The 25,584-nt window shown below is 42.5% G+C and carries 39 protein-coding genes; 23 read left to right on the forward strand and 16 right to left on the reverse strand.

Translation table 11 applies throughout. The annotated features are described in order from the left end of the window. Positions 1-145: 145 nt before the first annotated feature. The 7 genes from AABK37_RS29150 to AABK37_RS29180 all read left to right on the forward strand — a co-directional run bounded on the left by AABK37_RS29150 (position 146) and on the right by AABK37_RS29180 (position 6,433). Complete coding sequence (locus tag AABK37_RS29150) at positions 146-397, forward strand: hypothetical protein (RefSeq protein WP_432554983.1); 252 nt, start codon at positions 146-148, stop codon at positions 395-397. Next, the gene (locus AABK37_RS29155; RefSeq protein WP_432554984.1) at positions 394-555 is read left to right on the forward strand and encodes a hypothetical protein; all 162 of its coding nucleotides are present in this window, start codon (positions 394-396) and stop codon (positions 553-555) included. Before AABK37_RS29150 ends, AABK37_RS29155 begins: the two co-directional genes overlap by 4 nt. Then, positions 552-905: a transposase gene (locus AABK37_RS29160; protein ID WP_432554985.1), complete on the forward strand. Its 354-nt coding sequence runs from the start codon at positions 552-554 to the stop codon at positions 903-905. Before AABK37_RS29155 ends, AABK37_RS29160 begins: the two co-directional genes overlap by 4 nt. Next, positions 906-1,106, forward strand: coding sequence for a hypothetical protein (locus AABK37_RS29165; protein ID WP_432554986.1), 201 nt, complete (start codon positions 906-908; stop codon positions 1,104-1,106). It abuts the gene before it with no gap. A gap of 295 nt (positions 1,107-1,401) precedes the next feature. Next, positions 1,402-2,841 carry an EAL domain-containing protein gene (locus AABK37_RS29170; RefSeq protein ID WP_432554987.1) on the forward strand — a complete coding sequence of 480 codons (1,440 nt, stop codon included), beginning with the start codon at positions 1,402-1,404 and terminating at the stop codon, positions 2,839-2,841. A gap of 90 nt (positions 2,842-2,931) precedes the next feature. After that, positions 2,932-4,578, forward strand: coding sequence for a caspase, EACC1-associated type (locus AABK37_RS29175; RefSeq protein ID WP_432554988.1), 1,647 nt, complete (start codon positions 2,932-2,934; stop codon positions 4,576-4,578). Between the two features lie 142 nt (positions 4,579-4,720). After that, on the forward strand, positions 4,721-6,433 hold the full coding sequence (locus AABK37_RS29180) for a caspase, EACC1-associated type (RefSeq protein WP_432554989.1): 1,713 nt from the start codon (positions 4,721-4,723) through the stop codon (positions 6,431-6,433). Positions 6,434-6,492: 59 nt separating this feature from the next. On the opposite strand, the gene AABK37_RS29185 is transcribed toward AABK37_RS29180, so the two are convergent. The 4 genes from AABK37_RS29185 to AABK37_RS29200 form a co-directional block, all read right to left on the reverse strand. Further along, positions 6,493-6,666: a hypothetical protein gene (locus tag AABK37_RS29185; protein ID WP_432554990.1), complete on the reverse strand. Its 174-nt coding sequence runs from the start codon at positions 6,664-6,666 to the stop codon at positions 6,493-6,495. Positions 6,667-6,808: 142 nt separating this feature from the next. After that, positions 6,809-7,168, reverse strand: coding sequence for a helix-turn-helix domain-containing protein (locus AABK37_RS29190; protein ID WP_432554991.1), 360 nt, complete (start codon positions 7,166-7,168; stop codon positions 6,809-6,811). Positions 7,169-7,227: 59 nt separating this feature from the next. Next, a complete protein-coding gene (locus AABK37_RS29195; protein ID WP_432554992.1) occupies positions 7,228-7,653 on the reverse strand; it encodes an HNH endonuclease in 426 nt (141 codons plus the stop codon). Beyond that, complete coding sequence (locus AABK37_RS29200; RefSeq protein WP_432554993.1) at positions 7,650-7,994, reverse strand: hypothetical protein; 345 nt, start codon at positions 7,992-7,994, stop codon at positions 7,650-7,652. The genes AABK37_RS29195 and AABK37_RS29200 overlap by 4 nt, the downstream gene beginning before the upstream one ends. A gap of 90 nt (positions 7,995-8,084) precedes the next feature. Between AABK37_RS29200 and AABK37_RS29205 the strand changes: the two genes are divergently transcribed. The 6 genes from AABK37_RS29205 (at position 8,085) to AABK37_RS29230 (ending at position 11,797) form a co-directional block, all read left to right on the forward strand. Continuing rightward, the gene (locus AABK37_RS29205; RefSeq protein WP_432554994.1) at positions 8,085-8,312 is read left to right on the forward strand and encodes a DUF2281 domain-containing protein; all 228 of its coding nucleotides are present in this window, start codon (positions 8,085-8,087) and stop codon (positions 8,310-8,312) included. After that, positions 8,306-8,545: a type II toxin-antitoxin system PemK/MazF family toxin gene (locus AABK37_RS29210; protein WP_432554995.1), complete on the forward strand. Its 240-nt coding sequence runs from the start codon at positions 8,306-8,308 to the stop codon at positions 8,543-8,545. Before AABK37_RS29205 ends, AABK37_RS29210 begins: the two co-directional genes overlap by 7 nt. 343 nt (positions 8,546-8,888) lie before the next feature. Continuing rightward, a complete protein-coding gene (gene lpdA, locus AABK37_RS29215; protein ID WP_432554996.1) occupies positions 8,889-10,319 on the forward strand; it encodes a dihydrolipoyl dehydrogenase in 1,431 nt (476 codons plus the stop codon). Between the two features lie 3 nt (positions 10,320-10,322). Then, positions 10,323-10,490: a hypothetical protein gene (locus AABK37_RS29220; RefSeq protein ID WP_432554997.1), complete on the forward strand. Its 168-nt coding sequence runs from the start codon at positions 10,323-10,325 to the stop codon at positions 10,488-10,490. Then, a complete protein-coding gene (gene trpC, locus AABK37_RS29225) occupies positions 10,453-11,343 on the forward strand; it encodes an indole-3-glycerol phosphate synthase TrpC (RefSeq protein WP_432554998.1) in 891 nt (296 codons plus the stop codon). The genes AABK37_RS29220 and trpC overlap by 38 nt, the downstream gene beginning before the upstream one ends. Positions 11,344-11,545: 202 nt before the next feature. Then, on the forward strand, positions 11,546-11,797 hold the full coding sequence (locus tag AABK37_RS29230) for a DUF5340 domain-containing protein (protein ID WP_039753105.1): 252 nt from the start codon (positions 11,546-11,548) through the stop codon (positions 11,795-11,797). Between the two features lie 220 nt (positions 11,798-12,017). Here AABK37_RS29230 and AABK37_RS29235 read toward each other — a convergent pair whose 3' ends face one another. From AABK37_RS29235 to nblR, 3 genes are all read right to left on the reverse strand, one after another. Then, positions 12,018-12,209: a DUF2949 domain-containing protein gene (locus AABK37_RS29235; RefSeq protein ID WP_039753103.1), complete on the reverse strand. Its 192-nt coding sequence runs from the start codon at positions 12,207-12,209 to the stop codon at positions 12,018-12,020. Between the two features lie 525 nt (positions 12,210-12,734). Further along, on the reverse strand, positions 12,735-13,265 hold the full coding sequence (locus tag AABK37_RS29240; RefSeq protein ID WP_432554999.1) for a DUF192 domain-containing protein: 531 nt from the start codon (positions 13,263-13,265) through the stop codon (positions 12,735-12,737). A 140-nt stretch (positions 13,266-13,405) separates the two neighbouring features. Continuing rightward, entirely contained in the window at positions 13,406-14,092 is a 687-nt protein-coding gene (nblR, locus tag AABK37_RS29245) for a response regulator transcription factor NblR (protein ID WP_432555016.1), read from the reverse strand. Positions 14,093-14,312: 220 nt separating this feature from the next. On the opposite strand from nblR, the gene AABK37_RS29250 reads away from it, so the two are divergent. Then, positions 14,313-14,579: a hypothetical protein gene (locus AABK37_RS29250; RefSeq protein ID WP_432555000.1), complete on the forward strand. Its 267-nt coding sequence runs from the start codon at positions 14,313-14,315 to the stop codon at positions 14,577-14,579. On the opposite strand, the gene AABK37_RS29255 is transcribed toward AABK37_RS29250, so the two are convergent. The 6 genes from AABK37_RS29255 to AABK37_RS29280 all read right to left on the reverse strand — a co-directional run bounded on the left by AABK37_RS29255 (position 14,538) and on the right by AABK37_RS29280 (position 17,320). After that, a complete protein-coding gene (locus AABK37_RS29255) occupies positions 14,538-15,455 on the reverse strand; it encodes an NAD(+) kinase (protein ID WP_432555017.1) in 918 nt (305 codons plus the stop codon). The two genes, AABK37_RS29250 and AABK37_RS29255, sit on opposite strands and share 42 nt — an antisense overlap. A 46-nt stretch (positions 15,456-15,501) precedes the next feature. Continuing rightward, a complete protein-coding gene (locus tag AABK37_RS29260; protein ID WP_432555001.1) occupies positions 15,502-15,783 on the reverse strand; it encodes a hypothetical protein in 282 nt (93 codons plus the stop codon). Beyond that, positions 15,780-15,902, reverse strand: coding sequence for a hypothetical protein (locus AABK37_RS29265; RefSeq protein ID WP_432555002.1), 123 nt, complete (start codon positions 15,900-15,902; stop codon positions 15,780-15,782). Before AABK37_RS29265 ends, AABK37_RS29260 begins: the two co-directional genes overlap by 4 nt. 10 nt (positions 15,903-15,912) lie before the next feature. Then, positions 15,913-16,899 carry an SDR family oxidoreductase gene (locus AABK37_RS29270; RefSeq protein WP_432555003.1) on the reverse strand — a complete coding sequence of 329 codons (987 nt, stop codon included), beginning with the start codon at positions 16,897-16,899 and terminating at the stop codon, positions 15,913-15,915. 152 nt (positions 16,900-17,051) lie between these two features. After that, positions 17,052-17,156, reverse strand: a complete 105-nt coding sequence (gene petM, locus AABK37_RS29275; RefSeq protein WP_432555004.1) for a cytochrome b6-f complex subunit PetM — start codon at positions 17,154-17,156, stop codon at positions 17,052-17,054. Then, complete coding sequence (locus AABK37_RS29280; RefSeq protein WP_432555005.1) at positions 17,153-17,320, reverse strand: hypothetical protein; 168 nt, start codon at positions 17,318-17,320, stop codon at positions 17,153-17,155. Before AABK37_RS29280 ends, petM begins: the two co-directional genes overlap by 4 nt. A 37-nt stretch (positions 17,321-17,357) precedes the next feature. Here AABK37_RS29280 and pdxA point away from each other — a divergent pair, with 37 nt between their 5' ends. Both pdxA and AABK37_RS29290 read left to right on the forward strand, forming a co-directional pair. Next, positions 17,358-18,434, forward strand: coding sequence for a 4-hydroxythreonine-4-phosphate dehydrogenase PdxA (pdxA, locus tag AABK37_RS29285; RefSeq protein WP_432555006.1), 1,077 nt, complete (start codon positions 17,358-17,360; stop codon positions 18,432-18,434). A gap of 1,064 nt (positions 18,435-19,498) precedes the next feature. Beyond that, positions 19,499-19,927 (forward strand): rhodanese-like domain-containing protein, encoded by a 429-nt coding sequence (locus AABK37_RS29290; RefSeq protein ID WP_432555018.1) that lies wholly within the window; start codon positions 19,499-19,501, stop codon positions 19,925-19,927. Positions 19,928-20,056: 129 nt separating this feature from the next. Here AABK37_RS29290 and AABK37_RS29295 read toward each other — a convergent pair whose 3' ends face one another. Beyond that, positions 20,057-20,680, reverse strand: coding sequence for a ribonuclease H-like domain-containing protein (locus tag AABK37_RS29295; protein WP_432555007.1), 624 nt, complete (start codon positions 20,678-20,680; stop codon positions 20,057-20,059). Between the two features lie 125 nt (positions 20,681-20,805). Here AABK37_RS29295 and AABK37_RS29300 point away from each other — a divergent pair, with 125 nt between their 5' ends. After that, entirely contained in the window at positions 20,806-20,952 is a 147-nt protein-coding gene (locus AABK37_RS29300) for a hypothetical protein (RefSeq protein ID WP_432555008.1), read from the forward strand. Positions 20,953-20,955: 3 nt separating this feature from the next. Here the strand turns inward: AABK37_RS29300 and AABK37_RS29305 are convergent, their stop codons facing one another. Then, positions 20,956-21,504, reverse strand: a complete 549-nt coding sequence (locus AABK37_RS29305) for a CAP domain-containing protein (RefSeq protein ID WP_432555019.1) — start codon at positions 21,502-21,504, stop codon at positions 20,956-20,958. Between the two features lie 191 nt (positions 21,505-21,695). Here AABK37_RS29305 and AABK37_RS29310 point away from each other — a divergent pair, with 191 nt between their 5' ends. Beyond that, positions 21,696-21,851, forward strand: coding sequence for a hypothetical protein (locus tag AABK37_RS29310; RefSeq protein ID WP_432555009.1), 156 nt, complete (start codon positions 21,696-21,698; stop codon positions 21,849-21,851). On the opposite strand, the gene trpB is transcribed toward AABK37_RS29310, so the two are convergent. After that, positions 21,837-23,075, reverse strand: a complete 1,239-nt coding sequence (trpB, locus tag AABK37_RS29315) for a tryptophan synthase subunit beta (RefSeq protein ID WP_432555010.1) — start codon at positions 23,073-23,075, stop codon at positions 21,837-21,839. The two genes, AABK37_RS29310 and trpB, sit on opposite strands and share 15 nt — an antisense overlap. Positions 23,076-23,165: 90 nt before the next feature. Here trpB and AABK37_RS29320 point away from each other — a divergent pair, with 90 nt between their 5' ends. The 5 genes from AABK37_RS29320 (at position 23,166) to AABK37_RS29340 (ending at position 25,296) form a co-directional block, all read left to right on the forward strand. Then, positions 23,166-23,303: a hypothetical protein gene (locus AABK37_RS29320; RefSeq protein WP_432555011.1), complete on the forward strand. Its 138-nt coding sequence runs from the start codon at positions 23,166-23,168 to the stop codon at positions 23,301-23,303. Between the two features lie 23 nt (positions 23,304-23,326). Beyond that, complete coding sequence (locus tag AABK37_RS29325) at positions 23,327-23,668, forward strand: translation initiation factor (protein ID WP_432555012.1); 342 nt, start codon at positions 23,327-23,329, stop codon at positions 23,666-23,668. A gap of 95 nt (positions 23,669-23,763) precedes the next feature. After that, positions 23,764-23,853: a DUF6887 family protein gene (locus AABK37_RS29330; RefSeq protein WP_432555013.1), complete on the forward strand. Its 90-nt coding sequence runs from the start codon at positions 23,764-23,766 to the stop codon at positions 23,851-23,853. 289 nt (positions 23,854-24,142) lie between these two features. Further along, the gene (locus AABK37_RS29335; RefSeq protein ID WP_432555014.1) at positions 24,143-24,301 is read left to right on the forward strand and encodes a YqaE/Pmp3 family membrane protein; all 159 of its coding nucleotides are present in this window, start codon (positions 24,143-24,145) and stop codon (positions 24,299-24,301) included. A gap of 107 nt (positions 24,302-24,408) precedes the next feature. Then, the gene (locus AABK37_RS29340; protein WP_432555015.1) at positions 24,409-25,296 is read left to right on the forward strand and encodes a class I SAM-dependent methyltransferase; all 888 of its coding nucleotides are present in this window, start codon (positions 24,409-24,411) and stop codon (positions 25,294-25,296) included. Positions 25,297-25,584 lie beyond the last annotated feature (288 nt).

Below are 25,584 nucleotides of genomic sequence, written 5' to 3' on the forward strand. Positions count from 1 at the left end.
AGTTTGACTTCCGTCTCTTCTAACTCCTCACGAGTCTGTTTGATCAGCTGCTTAACAGTTCCCCCACTAGTTTCTCTTTTTGACTGGCTAGAGGTAGTTCCCCTTGCGACGCCATTTTGGATAATTTTAGTGCGTAAGCGCTTGAGTGTGTGCAGAGTGTGCGATCGCGCTGTTGAACAACTCAGACATATCTATCACCACCATTCCAATCGAAACCATCACTTACAAGCCGGTTAAAAACCTGGGGAACTACCAATCTCAGACCTTTGAAGCAACTGCCACAGTTGAAGAAGGAGACGATCCGCAAATTGTTGCGGAAGGGTTAAAAGCTTTTGTTTACGGTCAACTTCACTCCTCTGTAATCAAAGACGATCCGGAACTTCCATCAAAGAATTGAGGAATTACCGATCTGCACATTTAAGTTTACCGGATAAAGATGATGATGCCGATGCTTTGGCACTCGCCTGTTATTACTTCGATTACTTCGACTCCCCCAGGCGCTTTGTCCAGATTCGCGACTTCATTACTTTGGCGCTGACGGTAAGCCAGAAGTGAAAATTAGAAAAGGCAGAAAGTCTGGAAAGCCAACTAAACGCTACCTCTGGCTACGCCGTTTTCAAAAGTCTTTAGGGCTTGCACCGTCCCTAGAAGCAAGCGGTGACAAAAGTAAAATTAAAATTGTCGGTGGTTCTGACTTGTGCCGTATCGCGTTCTGGCAATGGGTTTTCACCCGCATCGAGGTTAAGCGCTGCCGCCAATATAATGAGATTGGGGAAATACTCGGCGCTCAATTGGACGCAGAAAAAGCCGCTGGTCGTCCGGTGAGATTGGTGCGATCGCGCATATCCGCCAAGGCTGCAAAGCTACTATTTAAGGAATTAGTCAAAAGGATTTATCTAGAGTGAATGACCTTTAAAGGTTATCAAGACTTAGGACAAGCGTTGGATCAGATGGGACAACCTACAGATCAGCAAGCTGCACTAATTAAAGCAACGATGCAAGGCAAGCGTTTAGAGTATCCCCATCGCTATGACCAAGAACCATTGCTTAATTTGCACAAAGCTAAGATGCACTTGGAAATGGCACTTGACCTGTTGAACATTTAGGCATTGTTATAGTCTCAATCTTAGCGCGATCGCACGCCCATATAACTTGCGTTTATCCTGGGCGATACTCTTACAGAGTCACTTTGTGAACGCGCTTATATATGAAAGCGCCAAATTTTTATGCGATCGCTTCTTTGCGGGCGCTTCAAGTCAGCCGAACATTTTAGTGTTCGGCTTTCCCGTATGTATTATTACTACTTGTTTTCTCTACTAAATTGTTAAAATTATCACTAACATCAATCATGTAGGAATGACAATAATTGATGTCATCCCAAATATAATATTGTAAAAAAGCATGTCCGACGTAATTCTAGATTCCCAAACTTCTTATTTGCATAACTTTTTAGAACCATATGAATTTTTTATAAATAGTTTAATAACACGGCTGACAGACTTTGTATATAATAGTTCAACTAATGATGTAGCAAATTGCATCTTAGAAATAATTCAAGATTCATCTGACGCAGATTTGGTTTTTGTATTAGGCGATCGCGGTCAAGAAAACTGGCTTGTTAAAGCACAAAGCAATTTAGCTGAAGATATAGAACCAGATACTGATATTGAAACTTTCAAATCAATAATTTTGCCGATTCTTTCGGATAAATCAGTATTTCATCCCGGTCATCATGGAAGTTATAAAATCTATGAAACTAAAAAAGGTATTGTTAAAGCTCTTGTTCTAATACCACTGCAATCATCACAAAAAACTGAAGTTATAGTTGTTTGCGGTTTCAAACAAGATTCATATCTTTTAGAAGATGCATTCGGCAGAATTTTATCAAGTTTTTATCAAGCTTGTCAGAAAATACCACTTCACCCTGCATTAGTCGAAGCTACTATTATTGATGATTTAAAGATAGATTTTGGCTTTGTTTCTGCATCTTTACATCAAAAAAGATTTCAATTATTCTGCGAACGTCTGCAACGAATGATTGTATTCTTTGAACCAGTACTGCATTTAGATTCAGAAGACTTATTTATTAGCGGTTGGGAAGCCTTAGCAAGAAATCCAGATAGCTTAACCGCACCTTCAGATTTATTTGCAGCCGCTGAGTTGTGGCGGCATGATTTCATGGTTGAACTTGACCGATATTTTCTGATAGTTGCCACGAAAACTTATCTAGAGGCTAGACAAAAAGCAAAACAAAATCGTTCCCATGAAATTGTCCCACTATCAGTTAATGTTTATCCAGAATCGTTGATGCAGACAGCATACTTTGAAACAGTACGTCATATTATCAAAGATAAAGTTATTTCCCCAAGAAATCTTATATTAGAAGTTTCTGAAAAAGCCGATTTTCCACATTATAAAGATGGTGTTCGCCTCAAGTATCCTTTGAAAATTTTCAAAAATAGACTGTTAGAATATGTACGCAAATTTCAGATTAAATTTGCCATTGATGATTTTGGAGTCGGCTATTCTTCAGTCTCTCGTTTAGCCGGATTGAATCCATGTCATGTGAAAATTGACCGAGAGATTCTGCATCATCAACCATGTGATATTATTATTCGCTTTGTTCACGAACTTGTAGGAGCAAATAATTTGAACCCATCAAATGTAATTGTCGAAGGTGTGGATGAGGCTAGTCCCATAAGCTTGCAGAGACTCAAAGAGCTAGGTGTAAACTATATTCAAGGACATATTGTTGGTAAGCCAGAACCGGAAATTTATCGCCTTAGTTTGGAAAAAGCTGAGTTTTTGAGAAAGCTGCTTTTATCAAATCAAAGTTTGTAGTTTGTAGGGTGCGTTACGGCATTAGCTATAGCGCACCCTACACCTTTATACTGTATAAAAGATTTATATATTAAAAATTAGGCAAGCAAAATGGCGAAATATGCATTGCTGATTGGAATTAGTGAGTATCAGTCTAAGCCCTTAAAGCCGTTACCCGGTGTTGTTAAAGACATCGAAGCAATGCAGCGTGTTTTGCAGGATTCAAAGACAGGCGGGTTTGATGAAGTAAAATTGTTGCCTAATCCTGACTCAGACGCCATGCGATCAGAGATTGAGCAGTTATTTATGGAAAAATGTCAAACAGATGACATTGTGCTACTCTATTTTTCTGGACATGGCTATAGAGATGAAGATGGGAATCTGTTCTTTGTTAGTCACAACACACAAATCAACCCTCAGGGGGGATTGAGGATTGGAACAGCTGTAGATGCTAAATTTATTCATGAACGTTACATGGGTCGCAGCAAGTCAAAACGACAAGTGTTAATTCTTGACTGCTGCTTTAGCGGTGCTTTTGCTGAAGGTATGAGTGCAAAAGAAGCTGTTGTTGTCAGTATTAAGAATGAAATCGAAGCTCAATTAGGTGGTGAAGGCAGAGCTGTGTTAACCTCTTCAACAGCTGCACAAGTTTCGTTTGAAGATGCGGGGGGGGGAGTTTACACCCGCTATTTAGTTGAGGGAATTGAAAAAGGAGCAGCTGATAGTGACAACGATGGTGTAATTACAATAGATGAACTGCATGAATATGCCAAGCGTAAAGCGCAAGAATCAAAACCTGCGATGAAACCGGAAATTTATGCTGTTAGGGAAGGTTATAAAATACGTCTGGCGAATGCACCCCTTAGCTCAGAATTAGGATATCGTAAAGAAGTTGAAGAATGTGTGAAAAATGGTGCGTTCTCAGTTGAAAATAATAGTTTCTCGAATTTAGGACGCAAGCATTTAGATCGTAAGCAAACAGATTTTAAATTAGATTCAGAAAAAGCAGCAAAGATAGAAGAGGAAGTTCTCCAACCAATCCGTGAGTTTCAGCAGAGTTTGCAAGAATATGAAGAAACTCTAACTGAGGCATTGAAAGATGAACCTGTTCTCAGTGATGGTGCATGGGAAATTTTGAAGCGATATCAGCAAAGTCTCAAACTTAGAGATGAAGATGTTGCACCGATACACGATCGCTTAATTCCCGAACAGCCAATCTCGACAATCGACACTCCCCAGCAGCCAACTTTGACACCCGAACCTCAACAAACTGTATCCGATGAAGATGACTTGAGTTCAGAAAAAGGTATAGACTACAGTAAGTTGCGCGACTTATTGAAAGCAGGCAATTGGAAAGAAGCTGACTATGAAACTTACTTGGTGATGATTCAGGCTGTAGGGAAAAAGGAAAATGATTACTTTGAGCGAGACGATCTATTAAACTTTCCCTGTACAGATTTACGCACGATTGATCGCCTGTGGGTAAAATATAGCGATGGACGCTTTGGCTTCACTGTTCAGAAGCAAATTTACATCAGCCTCGGCGGTAAGGATGACGGCGAGTATTATGAAGAAGCCTGGGAATTGTTGGGCGATCGCGTCGGTTGGAAAGTAGATAATAACTGGATTGATTCTCTAAATAATATTAATTTTGATGCCTCTGCACCAGAGGGACATTTACCCTTTTGGGGTGCTGGGGAGTGGTTGGTGCTTTTTTTCACTTCTATCGTCTCTCGCATTGAGACTTGTAAACTGTAATATAGCGGTTATCGTTTGCGTGAGGTACACCCGTAGGGGCACGGCAGTGCCGTGCCCCTACACCTTGCGATATAATTCTGTAGCGTATATGAATGGGAACCGCTGTATTGCAAATTAATATATTAAAAATTAAGCAAGCAAAATGGCGAAATATGCATTGCTAATTGGTGTAAGTGAATATCAGCATAATCAGTTAAAGCCGCTACCTGGTGTCGCGAAAGACATCGAAGCAATGCAGCGCGTTTTACTAAATTCAAAGATAGGCGGGTTTGATGAAGCAAACTTGTTAACTAATCCTAACTCAGATGTTATGCGATCGCATATTGAGCAATTATTTTTGCACAAAGCTCAAAAAGATGACATTGTGCTGCTCTATTTTTCTGGACACGGTTACAAACATGAAGACGGAGATTTGTTCTTTGTCAGCCACACCACGCAAATTAATTCTCAAGGAGTATTGACAATTGGAACAGCAGTAGAAGCCAAGTTTATTCATGAACGTTACATGAGTCGCAGCAAGTCAAAGCGACAGGTGTTAATTCTTGACTGCTGCTTTAGTGGTGCTTTTGCTGAAGGTATGAGTGCAAAAGAAGCTGTTGTTGTCAGTATTAACAATGAAATCGCTGCTCAATTAGGTGGTGAAGGCAGAGCGGTGTTAACCTCTTCAACAGCTGCACAAGTCTCGTTTGAAGATGCGGGAGGAGGAGTTTACACCCGCTATTTGGTAGAGGGAATTGAAAAAGGAGCCGCTGATACTAACAGCGATGGTGTAATTACAGTAGATGAACTACATGAATATGCCAAGCGTAAGGTGCAGGAAGCAAAACCTGCGATGAAACCGGAAATTTATGCTGTTAGGGAAGGTTATAAAATACATCTGGCAAATGTTCCTGTAAGCCCAGAATTACAATATCGTAAAGAAGTTGAGCAATGTGTCCGGAAAGATGGTAGCTTCTCGGTTGTGGGACGTAATATTCTTAATCGCAAGCAAAGGGAATTTGGGTTAACACCTGAAGTCGCAGCAGCGATAAAAGAGGAAGTTCTTAAACCATTCCGTGAGTTTCAGGAAAGCTTGCAGGAATATGAACAAGCTCTAACTGAGGCATTAGAAGAGGAAGCTATTCTAAGTGATGAGACTCGTGAGGAGTTGAAGCGATTACAGCAAATTCTTAAACTTAGAAATGAGGATGTTGCACCTATTCAAGCACGATTTGGAGACCTAACCCCCCCACCCCCCTTCCCTACGAGGGAAGGGGGGAAAGATAATAATTCCCCTCCCCTTGCAGGGGAGGGGTTAGGGGAGAGGTCAGAAGATGAACTGCCTTCAGAAAAGGGTGTAGACTACAAGAAGCTGCGCGATTTATTGAAGGCAGGCAATTGGAAAGAAGCTGACTATGAAACTTACCTGGTGATGCTTCAGGCTGTAGGGAAAAAGGAAAATGACTACTTTAAGCCATATGAAACTTTCTTGGTGATGATTCAGGCTGTAGGGAAAAAGGAAAATGACTACTTTAAGCCAGACGAACTATTAAACTTTCCCTGTACAGACCTACGCACGATTGACCGACTGTGGGTAAAATATAGCAATGGGCGTTTTGGCTTCAGCGTTCAAAAGGAAATTTACTTGAGCTGTGGCGGGAAGGCTGACGGCAAGTATTATGAAGAAGCTTGGAATAAGTTTGGCGATCGCGTCTTTTGGAAAGTGGATAATAACTGGATTGATTACAATGATGTAACTTTTAGCACCTCAGCACCTGTAGGACACCTCCCTTTTCGCAGGCAGTGTCTTTTTTGGTTGGACAGGGTTGCGGGTTATGGGGTTCTCTTCTCTCGCATCGAGACTTGTAAACTGTAACATTTAAGCGTTCCAGAATTTTATAAAGATTTATTACAGCCTCCTTTTCCACGAAGTAATCAGCATTCCACAAATTCGATACCTGGCACTGCCGGGTTAAAGCCATTAGCGCGGATAAATTTTTCTGCTACTTCTTGCACCTCCGTGCTTTCTGTCACTTTTTGCTTATCCCAAGGTAAACTCATTTGCCCTGGTGACTTCTTCGACTTACCACCCTTCGTCATCGATGGCAAAAAGCGACTACCCCAATGATTTCTTTTCTCTGGCTTTGACTGCGATTAATATTTCTTGCAAAATCCTCGAAAGTTTCAAAGCCTCTCCCCGCTTCGGGGAGAGGTTTGGAGAGGGGTCATATTTTATTCGTCGAACTCACGTTTATTTAAGCTCTACAAAAAGTTTTTTTCCTAAAGCTTTTGCATATTTTTCTAAGGTCGAAATCCCTACATCTTCGGCATTATTTTCAAGACTGATAATTGTGGATTTATCTAAATTTAACCGACGTGCTAATTCTTCTTGTGTCATTCCTGCTGCAATTCTTGCTTCTGCCAACAGTACTCCAATTTTAAAGCTGATATATCCAGATTCAAAATTTTCGGCAAACTCCGGGTCAATATGCTTGCGTTTTGCAATGTAATTTTCTACGTCACTCATCATTTTCCTCAAAATAATAGTTGACCTTAACCTAAGAATAGTAGCTGCTTCACCCTTAGATTCCCCAATAGTAGAAGATTTCAACAGCAACGGTAAGGGTTGATGCTTTGAAAGAGATAAGTTTCAGTAGCTAACACATAAGTTTAAATATTTGGTGGATGTTCCCCTAACTTCACCCACATTTTACGCACGCGAGTTAATTGCGGACGGTTCATTTTCAAAGCATAAATTGTTGCTCGACCAACAGGTGTGAGTCCTATAATTTGTGTAGCATCTTCACTCCAAGCAAAATTCTCTGTCCACAATTGCTGATGTGGATGAAACAGTTTAACTTCCTCTTGAGTAATTGGATCAAGTGCTGTTTGACGAGATGCTTTATAGCGATTACAAGATGGACAAGCCAAGCAAAGATTTTCAAATATCGTTTCCCCTTTAGCCGACAGGGGAATGATATGCTCAAACTCAAAAGTTGTGACAGTTAAAGATTCAGCAGTACGGCAATAAGCACAACAATCTGCAAAATGATTGCGAATCTGTCGTTGTAAATCAACAGAAATATAAACACTCACGCCACTTTCGATGTCCCTTGAAGGTGGTTTAAAGTATATCTAGCTCTGGTTTTTAGAATGTTTAGTTGGTCAATTTGTGCCAAAAGCCGATCTAAAGTATTAGTTTCATCCGCAGATAGCTGATTTTCTGCATTCTCAGCTAGCAAATCGTTTAATTGTGCTTGAGCTTTTGAAGATAATATACTTTCTGCCAAGACTTGTAGTTCATCTTTGCTTAAATTAGTTAATATCTCAGCATCGACAGCGGATGGGTTTATTAGTTGATGATACGTTTCCAAGTCTAATAGTACACCAACTCGCTCACCATGTTCATTAGTGACGTACTGCACTGATTCCAACATAATTGACTTTGGCAATCTGCTTGAGCTAATCATAGCCTATCAGTCCGTTTGATGTGTTGGCACAGAGTATCCTAAAAATAAAACCACATTATGACTGTACATGACAAAACCATTGGCAAAATCCGCCAACTACCAGAGTCTCTGGTTCAAGAAGTCAGTGATTTTATAGACTTTCTGGTTTGGAAACATAGCAGTAAAGACTCTTCTTTATGGCTTGATACAGAGTTTTTAGAATCGGTGGAGTCTGACTTTTCTGATTACCTATCCAACTTGGAAGACTATGAGAATCGCTTGGCTCGTGGAGAAATTCAGTGGTAGAAATTATACGAGGGGATGTGGTTCTATGCGATTTAAATCCAGTTGTAGGCACAGAGCAAGCAGGCATCAGACCAGTTGTGATTTTACAAATTGACCGAGCTAATGCCGTTAGTCCCCATACAATTATTGCACCTTTTACTTCAAAAATTCGACGTGCCCTTTTACCATCTCATGTATTTGTTCCTGCTGGAGTTGGCGTGTTAAACCAAGACTCTGTAATACTTTGCGAATAAATCCTCCTTCATTGATAAATCAAGAATTACTAAAGTTATTGGTCATCTGGATGATGATTATATAAGACAACTAGAAGTATCTTTATCTACTATCCTTGGCTTGCAAGATTTGAACAACACTCAGAGCAAGTAGATATACTCACGTTGCGAGTAATTATAAAAAAATGTATAAATTAGAACGTTATATGTAATACTACTAGATTGCGGAAGTGAAGTATTAATATCTTCGCCAGAAGCGCGTAAATGATAATTTGATTTAGCAACACCAAAAAATCCTGGGGGTTGCGCTGATTGCTTGTGAAGATGAGAATAAGTAGACAAAGCACACGACGGGGAAACTAACGTGAGTCAGGGATTTGATTACGATTTAGTAATTATAGGCGCGGGTGTAGGCGGACATGGCGCTGCCCTACACGCCGTTAGCTGCGGTCTGAAAACAGCGATTATTGAAGCAGCCGATATGGGGGGAACCTGTGTCAACCGGGGCTGCATTCCGTCTAAAGCGCTGTTGGCGGCTTCTGGACGTGTGCGAGAGTTAAGAGACGCCCACCACCTGAAATCGCTGGGTATTCAAGTCGGCAATGTGGAGTTCGATCGCCAAGCGATCGCCAACCATGCTGACAATCTCGTATCCAAAATCCAAGGCGATTTAACCAACAGCCTCAAACGCCTAAAAGTTGATATCATCCGGGGTTGGGGAAAATTAGCCGGAAGCCAAAAAGTCAGTGTTACTACAGAAGATGGTGAAAAAACCATCACAGCTAAAGACATCATACTTTCACCCGGCTCGATTCCCTTCGTACCTCCAGGTATTGAGGTAGACGGCAAAACTGTCTTTACCAGCGACCAAGGCGTAAAGTTAGAATCTCTACCAGATTGGGTAGCAATTATTGGCAGTGGCTATATCGGTTTGGAATTTTCTGATATATACTCAGCTTTGGGCAGTGAAATCACCATGATTGAAGCCCTCGACCAGTTGATGCCAGGATTTGACCGCGACATCGCCAAACTTGCAGAAAGGGTGCTAATTACTCCCCGCGACATTGAAACCAAAGTGGGGATATACGCCAAAAAAGTGATTCCCGGTTCACCGGTGGTAATTGAGTTAGCAGATTTCAAAACCAAAGAAGATGTCGATGTCATTGAAGTGGATGCTTGTCTAGTTGCCACCGGACGCATCCCCGCTACACAAAATCTTGGTTTAGAATCTGTGGGTGTAGAAGTAGATCGGCGCAACTTTATCCCCGTCAACGACAGCATGGCTGTACTGTCAGCAGGTGAAGTAGTGCCGCATTTGTGGGCAATTGGCGATGCCAACGGCAAAATGATGTTAGCACACGCAGCTTCGGCTCAAGGTATCATAGCGGTAGATAATATCTGTGGCAAACACCGTGAAGTTGACTATCGCAGTATACCGGCGGCAGCATTCACCCACCCAGAAATCAGCTATGTAGGAATGACGGAAACCGCAGCCAAGGATTTAGGTAAAGAGTCTGGTTTTGAAGTCGCAACAGCGCGGACTTACTTTAAAGGTAATTCCAAAGCATTAGCAGAAGGTGAAGCGGATGGTATAGCAAAAGTGGTGTATCGTCAAGACACAGGCGAAGTTTTGGGCGTTCACATTTTCGGAATGCACGCCAGTGATTTAATCCACGAAGCGTCAGCAGCGATCGCCAATCGCCAATCTGTCCAAACCCTCGCTCATTTAGTTCACGCTCACCCCACACTTTCCGAAGTGCTGGATGAAGCATACAAAAGAGCGATCGCCTCTTAGGGAGTGGGCAATGGGCAATTGTTTAATGGGCAATGGAAATTGAGAATTACGAATAAGTCAAATCTCTTTTTCATGCCCCATGCCCATTGCCCCATGCCCATTGCCCCATGCCCATTCCCCCTTCCCCAAAATTATGCAAATCCGTCGCCTTCATCCCAATCGAGCTATTGATGTATCTGTAGTCCGCTATCAAGCCGCTATTCCTGATGCGGCACCTAACAACATTTTGGAGGAAATTGTCTGGCAAAAAGAGATAGAAGTTGAGCAAATGCGGGAAAAGTTGCCTTTGCGGGAATTGCAGCATCAAGCCCTCAATGCACCCCCAACCCGCGATTTTATCGCCGGTTTGCGACAAGGCAAAACAAAGCCAGCGTTGATTGCGGAAGTTAAAAAAGCTTCTCCTAGCAAAGGAGTTTTCAGAGAAGATTTTGACGCAGTAGCGATCGCCCAACAATATCAGCGAGGTGGCGCCAGTTGTCTTTCTGTCCTCACCGATGTAAAGTTCTTTCAAGGCAGCTTTGATAACTTAGCCAAAATTCGCGCCACCGTAGACTTGCCTTTACTGTGTAAAGATTTTATCATCTATCCTTACCAGATGTTTTTAGCGCGTGTTAAAGGTGCCGATGCGGTCTTGTTAATTGCGGCTATACTTAGCGATCAAGATTTGCAATACTTTATCAAAATTGCTAAATCCCTGAAAATGGCAGCTTTAATTGAAGTCCACACTTTAGCCGAACTTGACCGCGTGTTAGCTTTAGATGATGTATCCTTAATAGGAATTAATAATCGCAACTTGGAAAATTTCTCTGTTGACTTACAAACTACTTGTCAACTACTAACAGCAAGAGGTAGCCAATTACAAGAACGAAATATTTTAGTTGTCAGCGAGTCAGGATTACATAACCCAGAGGATCTAAATTTAGTGGCGTCATCTGGTGCATCTGCGGTACTAATAGGAGAATCTTTGGTAAAACAAGCAGATATAGAATTAGCGATCGCTCAATTATTTCCCAAGCTTTTGTAAAAAAAAAATTACATGAGTAAATGCACACAGAGGGCGATTTGTCAATGGTTAAGTAGAGCGCCGCGTCAAAGTTTGCCAAATCTTCATCACCTACAAAACCTCGGCTTTAAATAAATAGTTCTTCGCTATGTACAAATTCGTTTATCAAAGAAAAATCTCAGACTAATAGAAAATTCCAAATATTAAATATTAGATTAACTTTATGGAGCAAATTCCTCTGCCTTCACCTATCCACTACGAACTGATACTGCAACTTTTAGAAAGACAAACAATGTCAGCAGTCAGTCAAAACCCAGAACTACGGCATCAGGTGAATCAGCTAATTATTACACTCCGTAAAGCTGCGGCACAACAAAAACACCTAGAAGAAATTTGCCAGTTTTCCTCTAAAGAAGTTGACCACCGCTGGTCAATCAATCATCAGAATTCTCAGAAAGTTGTCGTTCCTGATTGATTAAAATTAAGGAGTAAAGAGTTAAGTGTCAATCTTTCCTTCTTAAATTCAAAAATTGTACTTATAACTAAATCAAGAGAGCGAGTTGAATCATCCAACTCGCTCTTTTAATTTATATGTAAATGAGTAGAAAACCGTGCAGCTAATTTCCTTATCTATCAGCCTTTGTAAAAGGCATTGATGTGGCATAAGTCGATTCTCCTGAATAAACTACTCATAACTATGCCGTCTCCAGCCAATCATAAATTTGTTCTAACTGTTCGAGAGTAATTAATCCATATTGCCAAAGAATCATTGGCAAAGGACCTGGATCTTGTTCTCGGTGACGAAGAGCAACCGCTAGCGAAGCCGTAGAAATTGCTAAATCGTCTTGTAAAAAACGAATAAGTCGAGGATATGTTGATGGTGTCATTTGTATCTCACCTGCCTATCGTCAAGTGTATTATCATACATAAATTCCAGATTTTCTGTAGCCTATAAACAGTATTTAATCTGTGACTGTGTTGTTACCTAATTAACACCCCAACGCAGTTTATGATGGTGTTCCTCTCACAAAGCCTTCTGTTAAAAGGATTCGGTAAATATAAATTTTAGCGCTTATTGTCTACTTAATTTTCAACTAACGCTCAGATCGGATGAAATTTATTTAATCATTTTTACTATAGTGCTTTAATTAATTACACCTGTAGTAAGAAAGATTCCATAGTTATACTCTCTTATTAACGACTATTTATACGTACGCCAAAAGGAATATTTTTTGCCATCAAATGTTAAAATTGCTATCTTGTCCTGGAAATAGCTTGGTTTTGTAATGATTAGCATGTTTATAAAATATTAGGTCAAAAGTAATTTTTTTACTAGACCATGTGATGCTTTTTTTACTAAAACTTAAACATTGATATTTTTCTCCGTAGCGTACTTAGGCTTGCTGAAACCTCTATCTCCGGGAAGAACCGGAGTTGAGGAATTCAATTTTAACACGATCGCTCACTTTTAAACTTAATTCAGCGGCACGTCCAGAACGCAGTTCAATTACCGTGTCGATTAATGTCCTCGGACCATAACTAGGACAAGGATCGGCAGTACAGGGAGGTACATTAGCGGCAATATATTGCACTACCCCCTGACGTAGAAAAACCATATCTAACGGTATAAGAGTATTCTTCATCCAAAAACTGACTGGTTGCGCGGAACGAAACTGAAACAGCATTCCCCTGTCCGAAGGCAAAACCTTGCGATACATCAACCCAATTTCTTGTTCTTTTGGTGTCCGCGCTACCTCCAAATTAATTTTTGTGCCATTAGGAACAATGGCAACACCAGAAATCGGTAGTGTTTGACCAGAAGGCGCTGAGGCTGATAATTGAGAATCAAGGCTAGTGCTGGGGGGTTTAGCTGGTGTTGGTTCAGAACAGCCGAACAGTGCAACACTTAAAAGCATTGGTAGCAAAATTAGCCAACGATTCATAAAATTTTAATTGGTTGTTAGTTGATGGTTGATAGTTGTTGGTTGTTGGTGAGCCAGTGCGTTGGGGAGGCAGTGCGTTGGTAAGGCAGCGCACTGCCTCCCCCATGCCCAATTCCCACTAACCACTAACCCCCAACTATTTACGATTCCCGTAACACGTATCCTACACCGCGCACCGTTTGAATCAGGCGCTTTTGACCTTCTTCTTCGATTTTTAGACGGAGGTAGCGAATATACACTTCGATGACATTAGATTCGCCCATAAAATCGTAACCCCAAACATTTTCGAGAATTTGTTCGCGGGTTAATACTTCACGGGGATGTTCCATTAGATACTTTAAGAGTTCAAATTCTTTCATTGTCAAGTCAATAGCCCGCCCGTTGTGTATAGCGCGACGAGTTGCTATATCTAAAATCAAATCGCCAAACCGTAACTGTTCTGTGGTATCAACATCTGGTTTTAAATAAAGACGAATTAACTTTAAAAAGTCTTCTGAACGATAAGGCTTGAGGAAGTAATCATCGGCTCCGGCTTCTAGACAAGCAACACGGTCATCGATTGTATCGCGTGCCATTAACACTAGCACGGACGATCGCATTCCGGCATTTCTCAGATTTTTGCACAAAGAGAGTCCAGATTCTCCGGTGAGCATTCGGTCTACAACTATTAAAGCAGGTTGGCGATCGCGGCAGTATTGAAAACCACTGTTTGCATCATGTGCCACAATTGGTTCGTAGCCAGCTTCCTGCAAATCGCAAGTCAGTTGATTTGCTAGATTCTCGTCGCTTTCAATCACCAAAACACAATCTTTGTGAGCAAGCGTCATATTAATGCGTGGAGTAATGATATTGAAATTCAATCTTCTGTGCTGTCGAACGTCTGTACATCAGGTAAAAGTGCAATTTACGTGTTTTTGATGATAGAGCAATCCTAGTTGGGCACTTTGTCTACCATATTGAACGCACGTTCAAGTATCGGCGATTAAACTCGCAGATGCAACAATTTTAATAACTTATTTAAAATTACAGGGGAATGGGCATGGGGCAATGGGCAATGGGCATGGGGCATGGGGAATAGCAAATGGCGAATGGGTAATAAAAATAATTACCAATTACCAATTCCCAATGCCCAATGACGGCAGGTGCTTCAAGTCGGCTCCGCCGACGGCAGATGCTCCACTTGGGGAAACCCCAAGACCGCACTGCCTCCCCAACGCACTGCCTCCCCAATGCCCAATTCGCAATGCCCAATGCCCCATGCCCCATGCCCAATTAAGGCAATTCTACCGAGGTTGGTTTGGCGATGTGTGGTAGACCCCAACCTAATTTTTCTCGTAAAATGCGGAAAAACTCTGGTGGTTGCAAGCGAATAAATCGAGCAGTATATTGCGATCGCTCTAAATATACCCGATCCTCTGGCAGAACATAGCACCCCCCGTTACCATCCACCACCATCACTAGGCGAGGAATATTTACTGGGTAGATGTTTACTGGCTCACTATCAGGAAACACCAATGCCCTAGAAGCGAGAGAATGAGGGCAAATCGGCACTAATTGCAACACTGGTACGCCTGGAGTTACCACCGGTCCACCAGCACTCAACGAATAAGCTGTAGAACCCGTTGGTGTAGAAATAATCACACCATCTGCGGCAATATCTACTGGCGCATGACCTCCTATGACAATTTCAAAATGGCACATTGAGGTTAGCGGTTCTCGATGCAGCACCATTTCATTCAAGCAGAGGGCTTCCCACAACACCGACTCTCCCCGAAACACTTTGACGGTAAGCATTACCCGCTCTTCAATTTCAAATTCACCCCCCATCAACTGTTCTATTGCTTGGGGCAATTGATTGAGGTAAGCCTCGGTCAAAAACCCCATATGACCGGTATTCACCGCTAGCAATGGAATGCCACAGGGAGCAACTTGGCGAGAGGCTGCCAAAACAGTCCCATCTCCCCCTAACACCACGACAAACTTCATTTCTGAGTCAAAACCAGGGGGTGTCAGTCCCTCAATTGGAGTGTGGCATACAGGACTCTCTGGGTTAGAGTAGCCCAGCATACCACCGATACCCGATGTCACGCAAACATCCCAACCGGCAGCGGTTAGCTTGTTTTGCAGTTCGATAGCAACGCGACTGGCTATCGGTTTAACGTCGTTGTAAATAATGCCTGCTTTCGGCACATTCAAATATCCAACTTGCTTGCGATGCTTTATATTATGTTAATCGTTACACATTTTGGACAATGTGGTAATTGGGAATTGGGAATTGGGCATGGGGCATTGGGCATTGGGGAGCCAGTGCGTTGGGGAGGCAGTGCGGTCTTGGGGTTTCCCCAAGTGGAGCATCTGCCGTCGGCTCTGCCGACTTGAAGCATCTGGCGTCATTGGGCATGGAAAATGGGGCATCGGGCATCGGGCATCGGGCATCGGGCATCGGGCATCGGGCATCGGGCATCGGGGAGGCAGTGCGCCCTTGGAGGTCACGAACGCTATCTGCATCTGCCGTCATGGGGCATGATCCAAGTAGGCAAGTGAAATACGTCTAGCTTCTTTTTCCCATTGCCCATTGCCCATTGCCCATTGCCCATTGCCCATTGCCATTGCCCATTGCCATTGCCCATTGCCCATTGACTCTTAACTAATTAGAAGTTTTTTTAAACGGGCTTCTTTTTTCCTTCTTCTTTTTGGCTTTAGTTTTTTCGTAGTCTATTTCTTTAAGTTTTTTCATAATTCGGCTGAAGTACTCTTGTAGGTAGCTTTCCAAGGTGGTGGTTTCTTGTTGGTCTAACCCAAAAACTTTGTATACTTCATCCATTGAGGCATTTAGCGGTTTACCACTTGCCAATACTTCTGTAAACGCGAGTCTGTCAGCGACATTCCACCCCCACTGAAAGAACCGAGTTATACTCCGCACTGCTCGCAGTAAGTTTAACGGCATCCGGGTTATTTTGGCTTCTTTTCCAGACAAGCGTTCGCACAAGCTAATGATTTCCTGAGCACTCCAAGCGCGAGTACCCACCACCGGAAAAGCAAGATTTTCTGTTTCTGGAACGCTCAAAGCGCGGATAGCAAACTTAGCAATGTCCTGAGTGTCCATGTAAGCGATGGGGGAAGATTCACCTGTCACCCAAACCGGTTGTCCTTCCAAAATCGGAATTCCATATTGACCGATTAACCCTTGCATAAAGCCAGCGAGCTGCAAAATAGTATAATTTAAGCCGGACTCAGCCAAAAAGAGTTCTGTACATCGCTTAATTTCCATCAAGGGTACTTTTGGATATTTGTCGGCATCGAGAATGGAAAAGAAGATAAAACGCTGTACACCCGCAGCTTGAGCTGCTTGAATTAATGCTACCTTGCCATCCCAGTCTACTTGTTTGATACTCAGTGAGTCGGTAGGACGAGATGTTGAGGCATCAATAACTGCGGTTATACCTTCAAGGGCAGCTGGCAGTGTTTGGGGATAACACAAGTCTCCTGGTACGAGTTCTGCGCCCCATTCTTTTAGAAATGCAGCTTTTTTAGCACTCCGGACAAGACAGCGTACCTTATAGCCCTCATCGATAGCACGACGAGCCACTTGTCTTCCCAAGGTGCCAGTGGCACCGACGATTAATAATGTCATGGGGCTTTGTAAAAAATCTTAAAGTTTTATTAATAGAATCTTATCAGACTCGCATATGCAAACAAAAGTTTACAATATTTTTAACAAACCGATCTGGTGAGAGAGACTTTTTTTGTCGCCTCTCCCCTTTTAATATCGGCTCACTAGAACGATTATTCTGGTTCTGCGCCCTGAATCTTCAGCAACAATACACCCAAACCCCAGCCTATGAAGATTAAAGCGACGGGTAATAGCGCTGCTGCCACAATTTCGCTCATTGGTCTAATTCTCCTCTACGAATGGTTAATTTATATAAACTCAGTCTACCAGAAGGGCATGGGGCAATGGGCAATGGGCATTGGGCATTGGTAATTCCTCTCCCCCTGCTTCCCCTGCCCCCCTGCTCTTTAAAAGCCCCCCTGCCCCATGCCCCATGCCCCATGCCCAATGCCCGCTTTTTTAGTAGGATTTTAAATCATATGTATTCAAAAGTTACGGTAACATCTCATAAACAATTGCGTCCGCGTCTGGTGGTGACGTTGGGAGATCCGGCTGGGATTGGACCAGAGGTGGTTTTGAAGGCTTTGGCAGATGCGGATGTTAGGAAAAAGTGTGATGTAACGGTGGTCGGAAGCCGGGATTTATTGGCACAAGTTTATACCAAGTTAAATTTAACTAAGAATTTGGACACGATCGCAAATCCGGCTGAATTATCAGTTTTGGATGTGCCTTCCCAAGGTGAAATTATTACCGGGACTGGTAACGCAGCTAGTGGTAAGGCTAGTTTTGCTTATATGGAAACTGCGATCGCTCACACACTTTCTGGTAAATTCGATGCGATCGTCACTGCTCCAATCGCTAAATCTGCATGGAAGGCGGCAGGATATAATTATCCAGGGCAAACTGAACTTTTAGCAGAAAAATCTGGAGTTGACCGCTTTGGGATGTTATTTGTCGCGCGATCGCCTCACACTAATTGGACACTCCGCACTTTACTTGCTACCACACATATTCCATTAAGTCAAGTATCCCAGGTATTAACACCGCAGTTAATGACAAAGAAATTAGATTTGCTGGTGGAATGCTTAGAAAAAGACTTTGGGATAGAAAGAGGAAGAATAGCGATCGCTGGTTTAAATCCCCACAGTGGTGAACAGGGACAGTTGGGACATGAGGAACAAGATTGGCTAATTCCCTGGTTAGAACAAGAGCGTAAAAATCGCCCATTATTTCAGTTAGATGGTCCAGTTCCGCCAGATACAATGTGGGTGAAGCCTGGTCAAGCTTGGTACGGAAATTCTGCTACTTTCCAAAATCCTGCTGATGCTTATTTAGCACTTTACCACGACCAAGGTTTAATTCCTGTGAAATTGATGGCATTTGATAGAGCGGTTAATACTTCTATCGGTCTTCCTTTTGTTAGGACTTCACCAGATCATGGGACAGCATTTGATATTGCGGGTAAAGGAATTGCCGATGCTACTTCGATGAAAGCAGCGATACACTTAGCGGTTGAGTTGGTGTGTCAGCGGATAGCTTTCAAAGAATCGGCGTAAGTGCATACCCCTGCAAAACGGTGCATAAATATCGTCTATTGTGTAATTATACTTAAAAATATATACTGAATATTGCCGTAGACGCGCTCCAAGGCATTTTGGCGGTTAATCACTAACCTGCAATCGTTTCTGGTTAAAGCACAATCAGAACACATTCCGCCAAGCATAACGCTTGAAGTAACCTTCACCCGCGCCTTCGTAATAGTTGGAAACTTTATCAACATTAGCTTGATGCTTCTCCCAAGTTTCGCCTATTCAAGAAAAATCGGATGATCTCAGGATATCTTTAAATCTGTTGGTATTTAACTTGAGGCGATACAAAGTTTCTGTCTGATGCTGGAGTAGACACAAATTTCAGTTAAAACACTGAAAGTTATTATTTGCGATAATAAGTTTTTAAAGATAACACCCTTGCTAAATTATTTAAATTAATTCTTTTTTGATGCTAACTCTATTTTAAGGAAACCATTATTTTTGTTGTTGACGCTCGCTTGAGAAAGTTGAAAGCCTATAACTGGATTTTTGTCAAACAAAATATACACTATTTAATTTTGTCGTCTGAGAAAAAGATTGTCATATAAATTAGATTTATATAATTGCTAATTAAGTTGGGTTTGACGCTGATTGCTTGCAAACATTTATCTTTGTGATGAAGTCTATCTGAAGGGGGATATTTAGAAGCTTCATACCCAGGAAAGAGAGAGTAAATTTTTAGTGTTTGGTAGATTACTGATATTAACATAATCGGCGAGGGATGTATGGAATCAGAAAACAATATCGAATCAGCAGCGAAAAATGCGGCAGAATCTGCCAAAGATACAGCAGAATCTGCTAAGGATACAGCACAATCAGCAGCCAAGGATGTTGCTTCTTCAGCCAAGGAAACAGCAGAATCTGCTAAGGATACAGCACAATCAGCAGCGAAGGATGTCGCTTCTTCAGCGAAGGATGTCGCAGATTCTGCTAAAAATACGGCAGAATCAGCAGCGAAGAATGTGGCAGATGCAGCGAATAAGGCAGGACAAGCTGGTAAGAAGGCTGTCAATAATGTAGTAGGCGATGTTATTCCTTCACAGCCACCAATTGACCCCCAATCTGATGTTCATCAACTAAAGTCGCGTCTGGAATGGGGCGAACCAGCTTTTACAATTTTGGATGTGCGCGATCGCATGACCTATAATGATGGTCACATCATGGGCGCAATGCCAATGCCAATCGATGAATTGGTAGACCGCGCAACGCCAAGTTTGGCTAAAAGCCGTGATATTTACGTTTACGGCGCAAATGACGAAGAAACGAACCAAGCCGCACAAGCGCTGCGCTCTGCTGGATTTGAGCATGTCTCAGCACTCAAAGGTGGTCTTGCTGCATGGAAAGCTGTCGGCGGTCCAACAGAGGGTATTGTAGAATCAAAGACTCCCGCAGGCGCAGATGACTACAATGTTGTAGAGCGCTTGAAAAATCACGCCGAAACACAAAACAAAAAGGTGTAGTTAAGAGTCAAGAATTAGGTAGAGACGTTCCAGTGGAACGTCTGTACAAAAGTCAAGAGTCAAAAGTCAAGAATTAAAAAACTATGAAATGCTTGACTTTTTGACTCTTAACTGTGTGTAGCGAACTTATCAATGTTCAAATACATCCTTAAATTGCAACAAATCTAAGGAAACTATAGTTGGTAAACACTGAAAGCATTCTTGTGCGATTTGCCAACGTTCTTCTCTAGTGAGCATTTCTATCAGTTTTTGTCGGACGCTAATTAAGTAGCGCACATCATTAGCAGCGTAACTTAATTGAGATGCGGATAAATTAGCAGCGTTTCCCCAGTCGGAACTTTGAGCGCTTTTATCGAGTTCAACTTGTTCCAATTCTTGCACTACATCTTTGAGTCCGTGACGATTGGTGTAAGTACGGGCTAACTTACTGGCAATTTTGGTGCAAAATACAGGATTAACTTGAATGCCGAGATGATAACGCAAGGTGGCAACATCGAAGCGAGCAAAGTGAAAAATCTTAACAATATTTGCCGCTTCCAGGAGTTTTTTTAAGTTTGGGGAGTCGGTTTGCCCTTTAGCAATGCGGATTGCGGTAACTTTACCTTCATGATTGCATAACTGGACAAGACACAAGCGATCGCGCACTGGCAATAATCCCATAGTTTCGGTATCGACTGCGATCGCCTCCGATTGTAAATACTGGGATAAGGCAGCGTCATTAAGGTCGCGATCGCAAACCTGAAAATCTTCCATGAATTGAATTCAGTTCGGTTTAATACCTCATATTACCCGATAGTTAGTAGTTAGTGGTTGGTTGATGGTTGTTGGGCAATGGGCAATGGGCAATGGACAATGGGAATAAAGCCAAATTTCGATCAATGCCCACTTGGACGCTTGCCCCATGCCCCATGCCCCATGCCCCATGCCCCATGACGGCAGGTGCTTCAAGCCGGGGAACCCGTCCAACGCACTGCCTCCCCCATGCCCCATGCCCCACTATCCACTATCCACTACCCACTAACTAATCCCTATTTATTGCTAATAAAAATCTGCGTCAGATAAACTTCGCCTTCACTGTTAGCAGCAACACCAATCCCAGTTAAATTGTATTTGCCTTTAATGTTTTTTAGATGTCCGGGACTGTTGATCCAACCAGTCATAGCTTGGCTTGCTGGATCGCTATAGCCTTGGTTAAAAGCTACATTTTCTGCCGCACTCTTGTATTTAATCGGGATAGAATTGACTCGCTTTTCAAATCCCTTGTGACTAAACGGAACTTTACCATTAGCCATATTTTGACTGTGAATCCTTGCTTGGCGAGTGATTTTTGCATTTAAAGTCAGTTTTGACAAGCCCTTAGAAACTCGATAGCGATTAATTTGGTCAAAAACTGATTTTTCTAGAGCAGTGGTTTTAAAAGTTGTAGTGGGCGACAATGCAACTTGACTAGACCCAATCGACAACGGCTGATTCTCGCTGTTTTTTTTCGTCGTGTGACCTGGTACAGGACTGCTCGTTAATCCACTGGCTAGGACAAGCGCACTGAAAGCGATGCCAAAAGCAGTTTGTCGAAACATGAAGAGTTGAGTAATATGTAGAGTTTTTAGACGCATCCCCTGCTTTTTTGTTTCCTGATATACCCGTATACCTTTCAGCATTCCAGGATATAGGAAATATTTGCACATTGCGATCGCCTTAGTTAGAGTATTTAATTACAATCAGAGCGATCGACAAGCAAATTAAAATAAAAATTTAACAATTTAGGGAATTGGGCAATGGGCAACGGGCAATGGGCAATGGGCAATGGGCAATGGGAATTAAACAAGTTCAAGAACGTAATGCGCGAACGATCCGAGGATTCCTTCCATGCCCCATGCCCGATGCCCCATGCCCGATGCCCCATGCCCCATTACCCATTCCCTAAGAATTTGGCTACCGTTTGCACATCTTTGTCACCGCGTCCGGAGCAGTTAATGATAATTTTCGGGCTACCATTTAACTGCGGACATAAAGTATTCAAGTAGGCGATCGCATGAGCCGTTTCTAATGCTGGTATAATTCCTTCCAACTGCGACAGCATCCGAAACGCCGTCAAAGCTTCTTCATCTGTCACGCTGTAATATTCTGCACGCGCAGTATCCTTTAAATAGCTGTGTTCTGGACCCACACCAGGATAATCTAACCCCGCACTAATCGAATGAGCTTCAATTACTTGCCCATCTTCATCTTGCAACAAATAGCTCATCGCTCCGTGCAATACACCTATTTGTCCTTTTGTCAAGGTTGCAGCGTGTTTTTCTGTATTTACACCTTCACCGGCTGCTTCCACACCAATTAACCGCACAGAAGATTCCTTGACAAACTCATGAAATAGTCCCATCGCATTAGAACCACCACCGACGCAAGCCAGAAGAATATCTGGCAAACCACCCCATTTTTCCATCGCTTGAGCGCGGGTTTCTTGCCCAATCACCGCATGAAAATCGCGTACTATCATCGGGTAAGGATGAGGTCCTGCCACCGAACCAAGGATATAATGAGTCGTCTCGACATTCGTTACCCAATCCCGAATTGCTTCAGAAGTTGCATCCTTCAAAGTTCCAGTACCAGCTTCTACCGGACGCACCTCTGCTCCCATCAACCGCATTCTAAACACATTTAAAGCTTGGCGTTCCATATCGTGAACACCCATGTAAATCACACATTCCAGCCCAAAACGAGCGCAAACTGTGGCTGTAGCTACTCCATGTTGTCCCGCACCGGTTTCGGCAATAATTCGCTGCTTGCCCATCCGCTTTGCCAACAAAACCTGAGCCAGAGCATTATTAATTTTATGAGCGCCAGTGTGATTTAAATCTTCACGCTTTAAATAAATTTGTGCTCCCGTGCCATCTGGTCGGGCATAATGAGCGGTAAGGCGTTCGGCGAAATACAAAGGTGTAGCGCGTCCCACATAATCGCGTAAGAGTTGTTGCAGTTCAGCTTGAAACCCAGCGTCATTGCGGTATTGCTGATAAGCTGCTTCTAACTCAGTTAAAGCAGGCATCAGCGTTTCCGGGACATATTTACCACCAAAGCGTCCAAAACGTCCTTGAGTATCAGGGCTTTGGGCAGTTGATTGAGAAGAGGCTAGGGGAGTGGTAGTCACAGATAAATTTCGATGACAGGACGAACTTAATTATAGAAAAGTCTGAGGCAGATAAGATACGATCGCGATTGGGTGATTGGGAATTGGGAATTGGGCATTGGGCATGGGGCATGGGGCATGGGGCATGGGGCATGGGGACTGGAAAAAGAATTATTACCCATTACCAATTACCAATTCCCAATGCCCATTGCCCCATGCCCAATTCCCAATCACTATAAACAACTATAAAGCTGAATTTTACTTAATGTATTATGGCTTCTGGAAAAGGTAATTCTGACAAACGTATTGTCTATCAAGAATTTGGTAATGATAACTCCGCTGTAGAAAGACCAACTCAAGAACTACCACCGCAACAACAAAACGTCCGCGTACAAGCTACCCGCGCTGGACGCAAAGGTAAAACTGTCACCGTAATTACTGGGTTTCAAGTTAAACCAGAAACTTTAGCAGATTTGGTGAAACAGTTGAAAAGCCAATGCGGTACAGGTGGCACAGTTAAAGATAATGATATTGAAATTCAAGGCGACCACAAGCAGAAAATCCTGGATATTTTAATTAAGCTTGGTTACAAAGCCAAAATTAGCGGGGGTTAATCGGTGCGGGAATGAAACCGACTGTGGAACACAAATGTAATATGAGAGAGATCCCCAACTTTTTGGAAAAGTCGGGGATCTGAAAGCATCTTTTTATGATAAAACCTAATTTTGTCGCAATGAGCAATGAAGAACTGAAAGCTTACGTCTTACAGCACCGCTTCGGACGACGATACTTTACATGAACTGACAGTGCGAGTTCAAACTCAAGGCAAGCGACTCAACTCGATTGAAGAATTGAAGTAAGTCATCCAAGAAAAGCGATGTCTGACGACAAGCCGCTGCGCGTCTACGCCTCAACAAACTTAAGAATAACTTCAAACGGATGCGATCGCTCTTCTGGATGCGTGAGTGTGGTAAACCGTATCTAGAAAGATGCAGGCGATGTTACCTTGAAAAGTAGAAATAAGTTTCAGCTGTTGCGAAGAAATTAACAAGCATGGCTGCTCGGTTTAATATTAATAGGAGGTTGAAATGGATTTAATTAGGATTCTTTGCGCTGTATTTCTGCCACCTCTGGGAGTCTTTTTGCAAGTTGGTATTGGTATAGACTTTTGGATTAATATCGTTTTGACGCTTTTCGGCTATATTCCTGGGATTGTTCACGCGATATGGGTGATTGCTAGGAAGTAAGCTACGTAAATACAATTAAACTGAAAGTATTTTAAAGTTCGTAGTAAGCGCTTCAGCGCTTACTACGAACTTTAATTTATTTATCATTCCTAAAAGAGTACAAGATAATGAGCAGCGCACCTTTAAGAAAAGAACTTCATGAAGAGAATCGCTTGTCTTGGAATGAAGCAACTAAAGCGCACAATAGCCATAAGGGTAATCAGGCAAAGTTTTTCTTTGAAGGTGGCTGTACACTATTTCCAGAAGAAAAAGAACTTTTGGGAAATATTGCAAACTTGTCTTTGGTTCATCTGCAATGCAACGCAGGGCAAGATACTTTAAGTCTGGTGCAACTTGGTGCTAAAGTTACTGGGGTAGATATTAGCGATGAAGCAATTACTTTTGCCCAAAAACTCTCGGAGGAATCTGGAATTCCCGCAACCTTTCATCGGGCTGATATTTTTGATTGGCTGGAGGAGTCAGCAAAGAAAAACGAGCAGTTCGATATTGTATTCTCTTCTTACGGGGCTGTGTGTTGGATATCTAATATCAGCCTTTGGGCAAAAGGAATTTCAAACATTCTCAAACAGGGTGGACGCTTTGTTGTCGTGGACTTCCACCCGGTAGCGATGATGTTTGACACAGATTGGAGTCACAAATTCACTTATTTCTCTGAGGGAAAGCCTCTAACTTGGGAAGATGGTATCAGCGACTATGTGGCTGAGTCTAGCGGTGGTTTGACACCTTGGGGCTATGAAAAAGGTATCGATAATTTTCACAATCCCTACCGCGTGCATGAGTTTCAGTGGGGCATTGGGGAAATAGTTACAGCATTGTTGCAAGCTGGGCTGAGTTTAGAAGTGTTGAAAGAATATCCCTATAGCAATGGTTGCAAGCTATTTGACCGGATGCGTGAAGTTTCAGGACGGCGAATGTTTCCACCACTAGATATGCCAAGTCTACCATTAATGTACGGCATTGTAGCGCGATCGCGCAATTTCCATACTGATATATAATACCACCGCCCGACGACTAAAGTCGCGCCACATGCTTAAAGTCGGCAGAGCCGCCCAACGCAGTGGCTTGGCTACATAAACAAAGTCCGCCTACGCAAACTTAAGACTCAGAGACGGAGTTCTGATACTCGTGAATGAGTATCAAAGACTCATTAATGAGTATAAAAGACTCATTAATGAGTATAAAAGACTCATTAATGGAGTTCAAAGACTCATTAATGGAGTTCAAAGACTCATTAATGGAGTTCAAAGACTCATTAATGGAGTTCAAAGACTCATTAATGGAGT

This window comes from Tolypothrix sp. VBCCA 56010 (genome assembly GCF_050875635.1).
In the GTDB taxonomy this organism is placed as follows: domain Bacteria; phylum Cyanobacteriota; class Cyanobacteriia; order Cyanobacteriales; family Nostocaceae; genus Hassallia.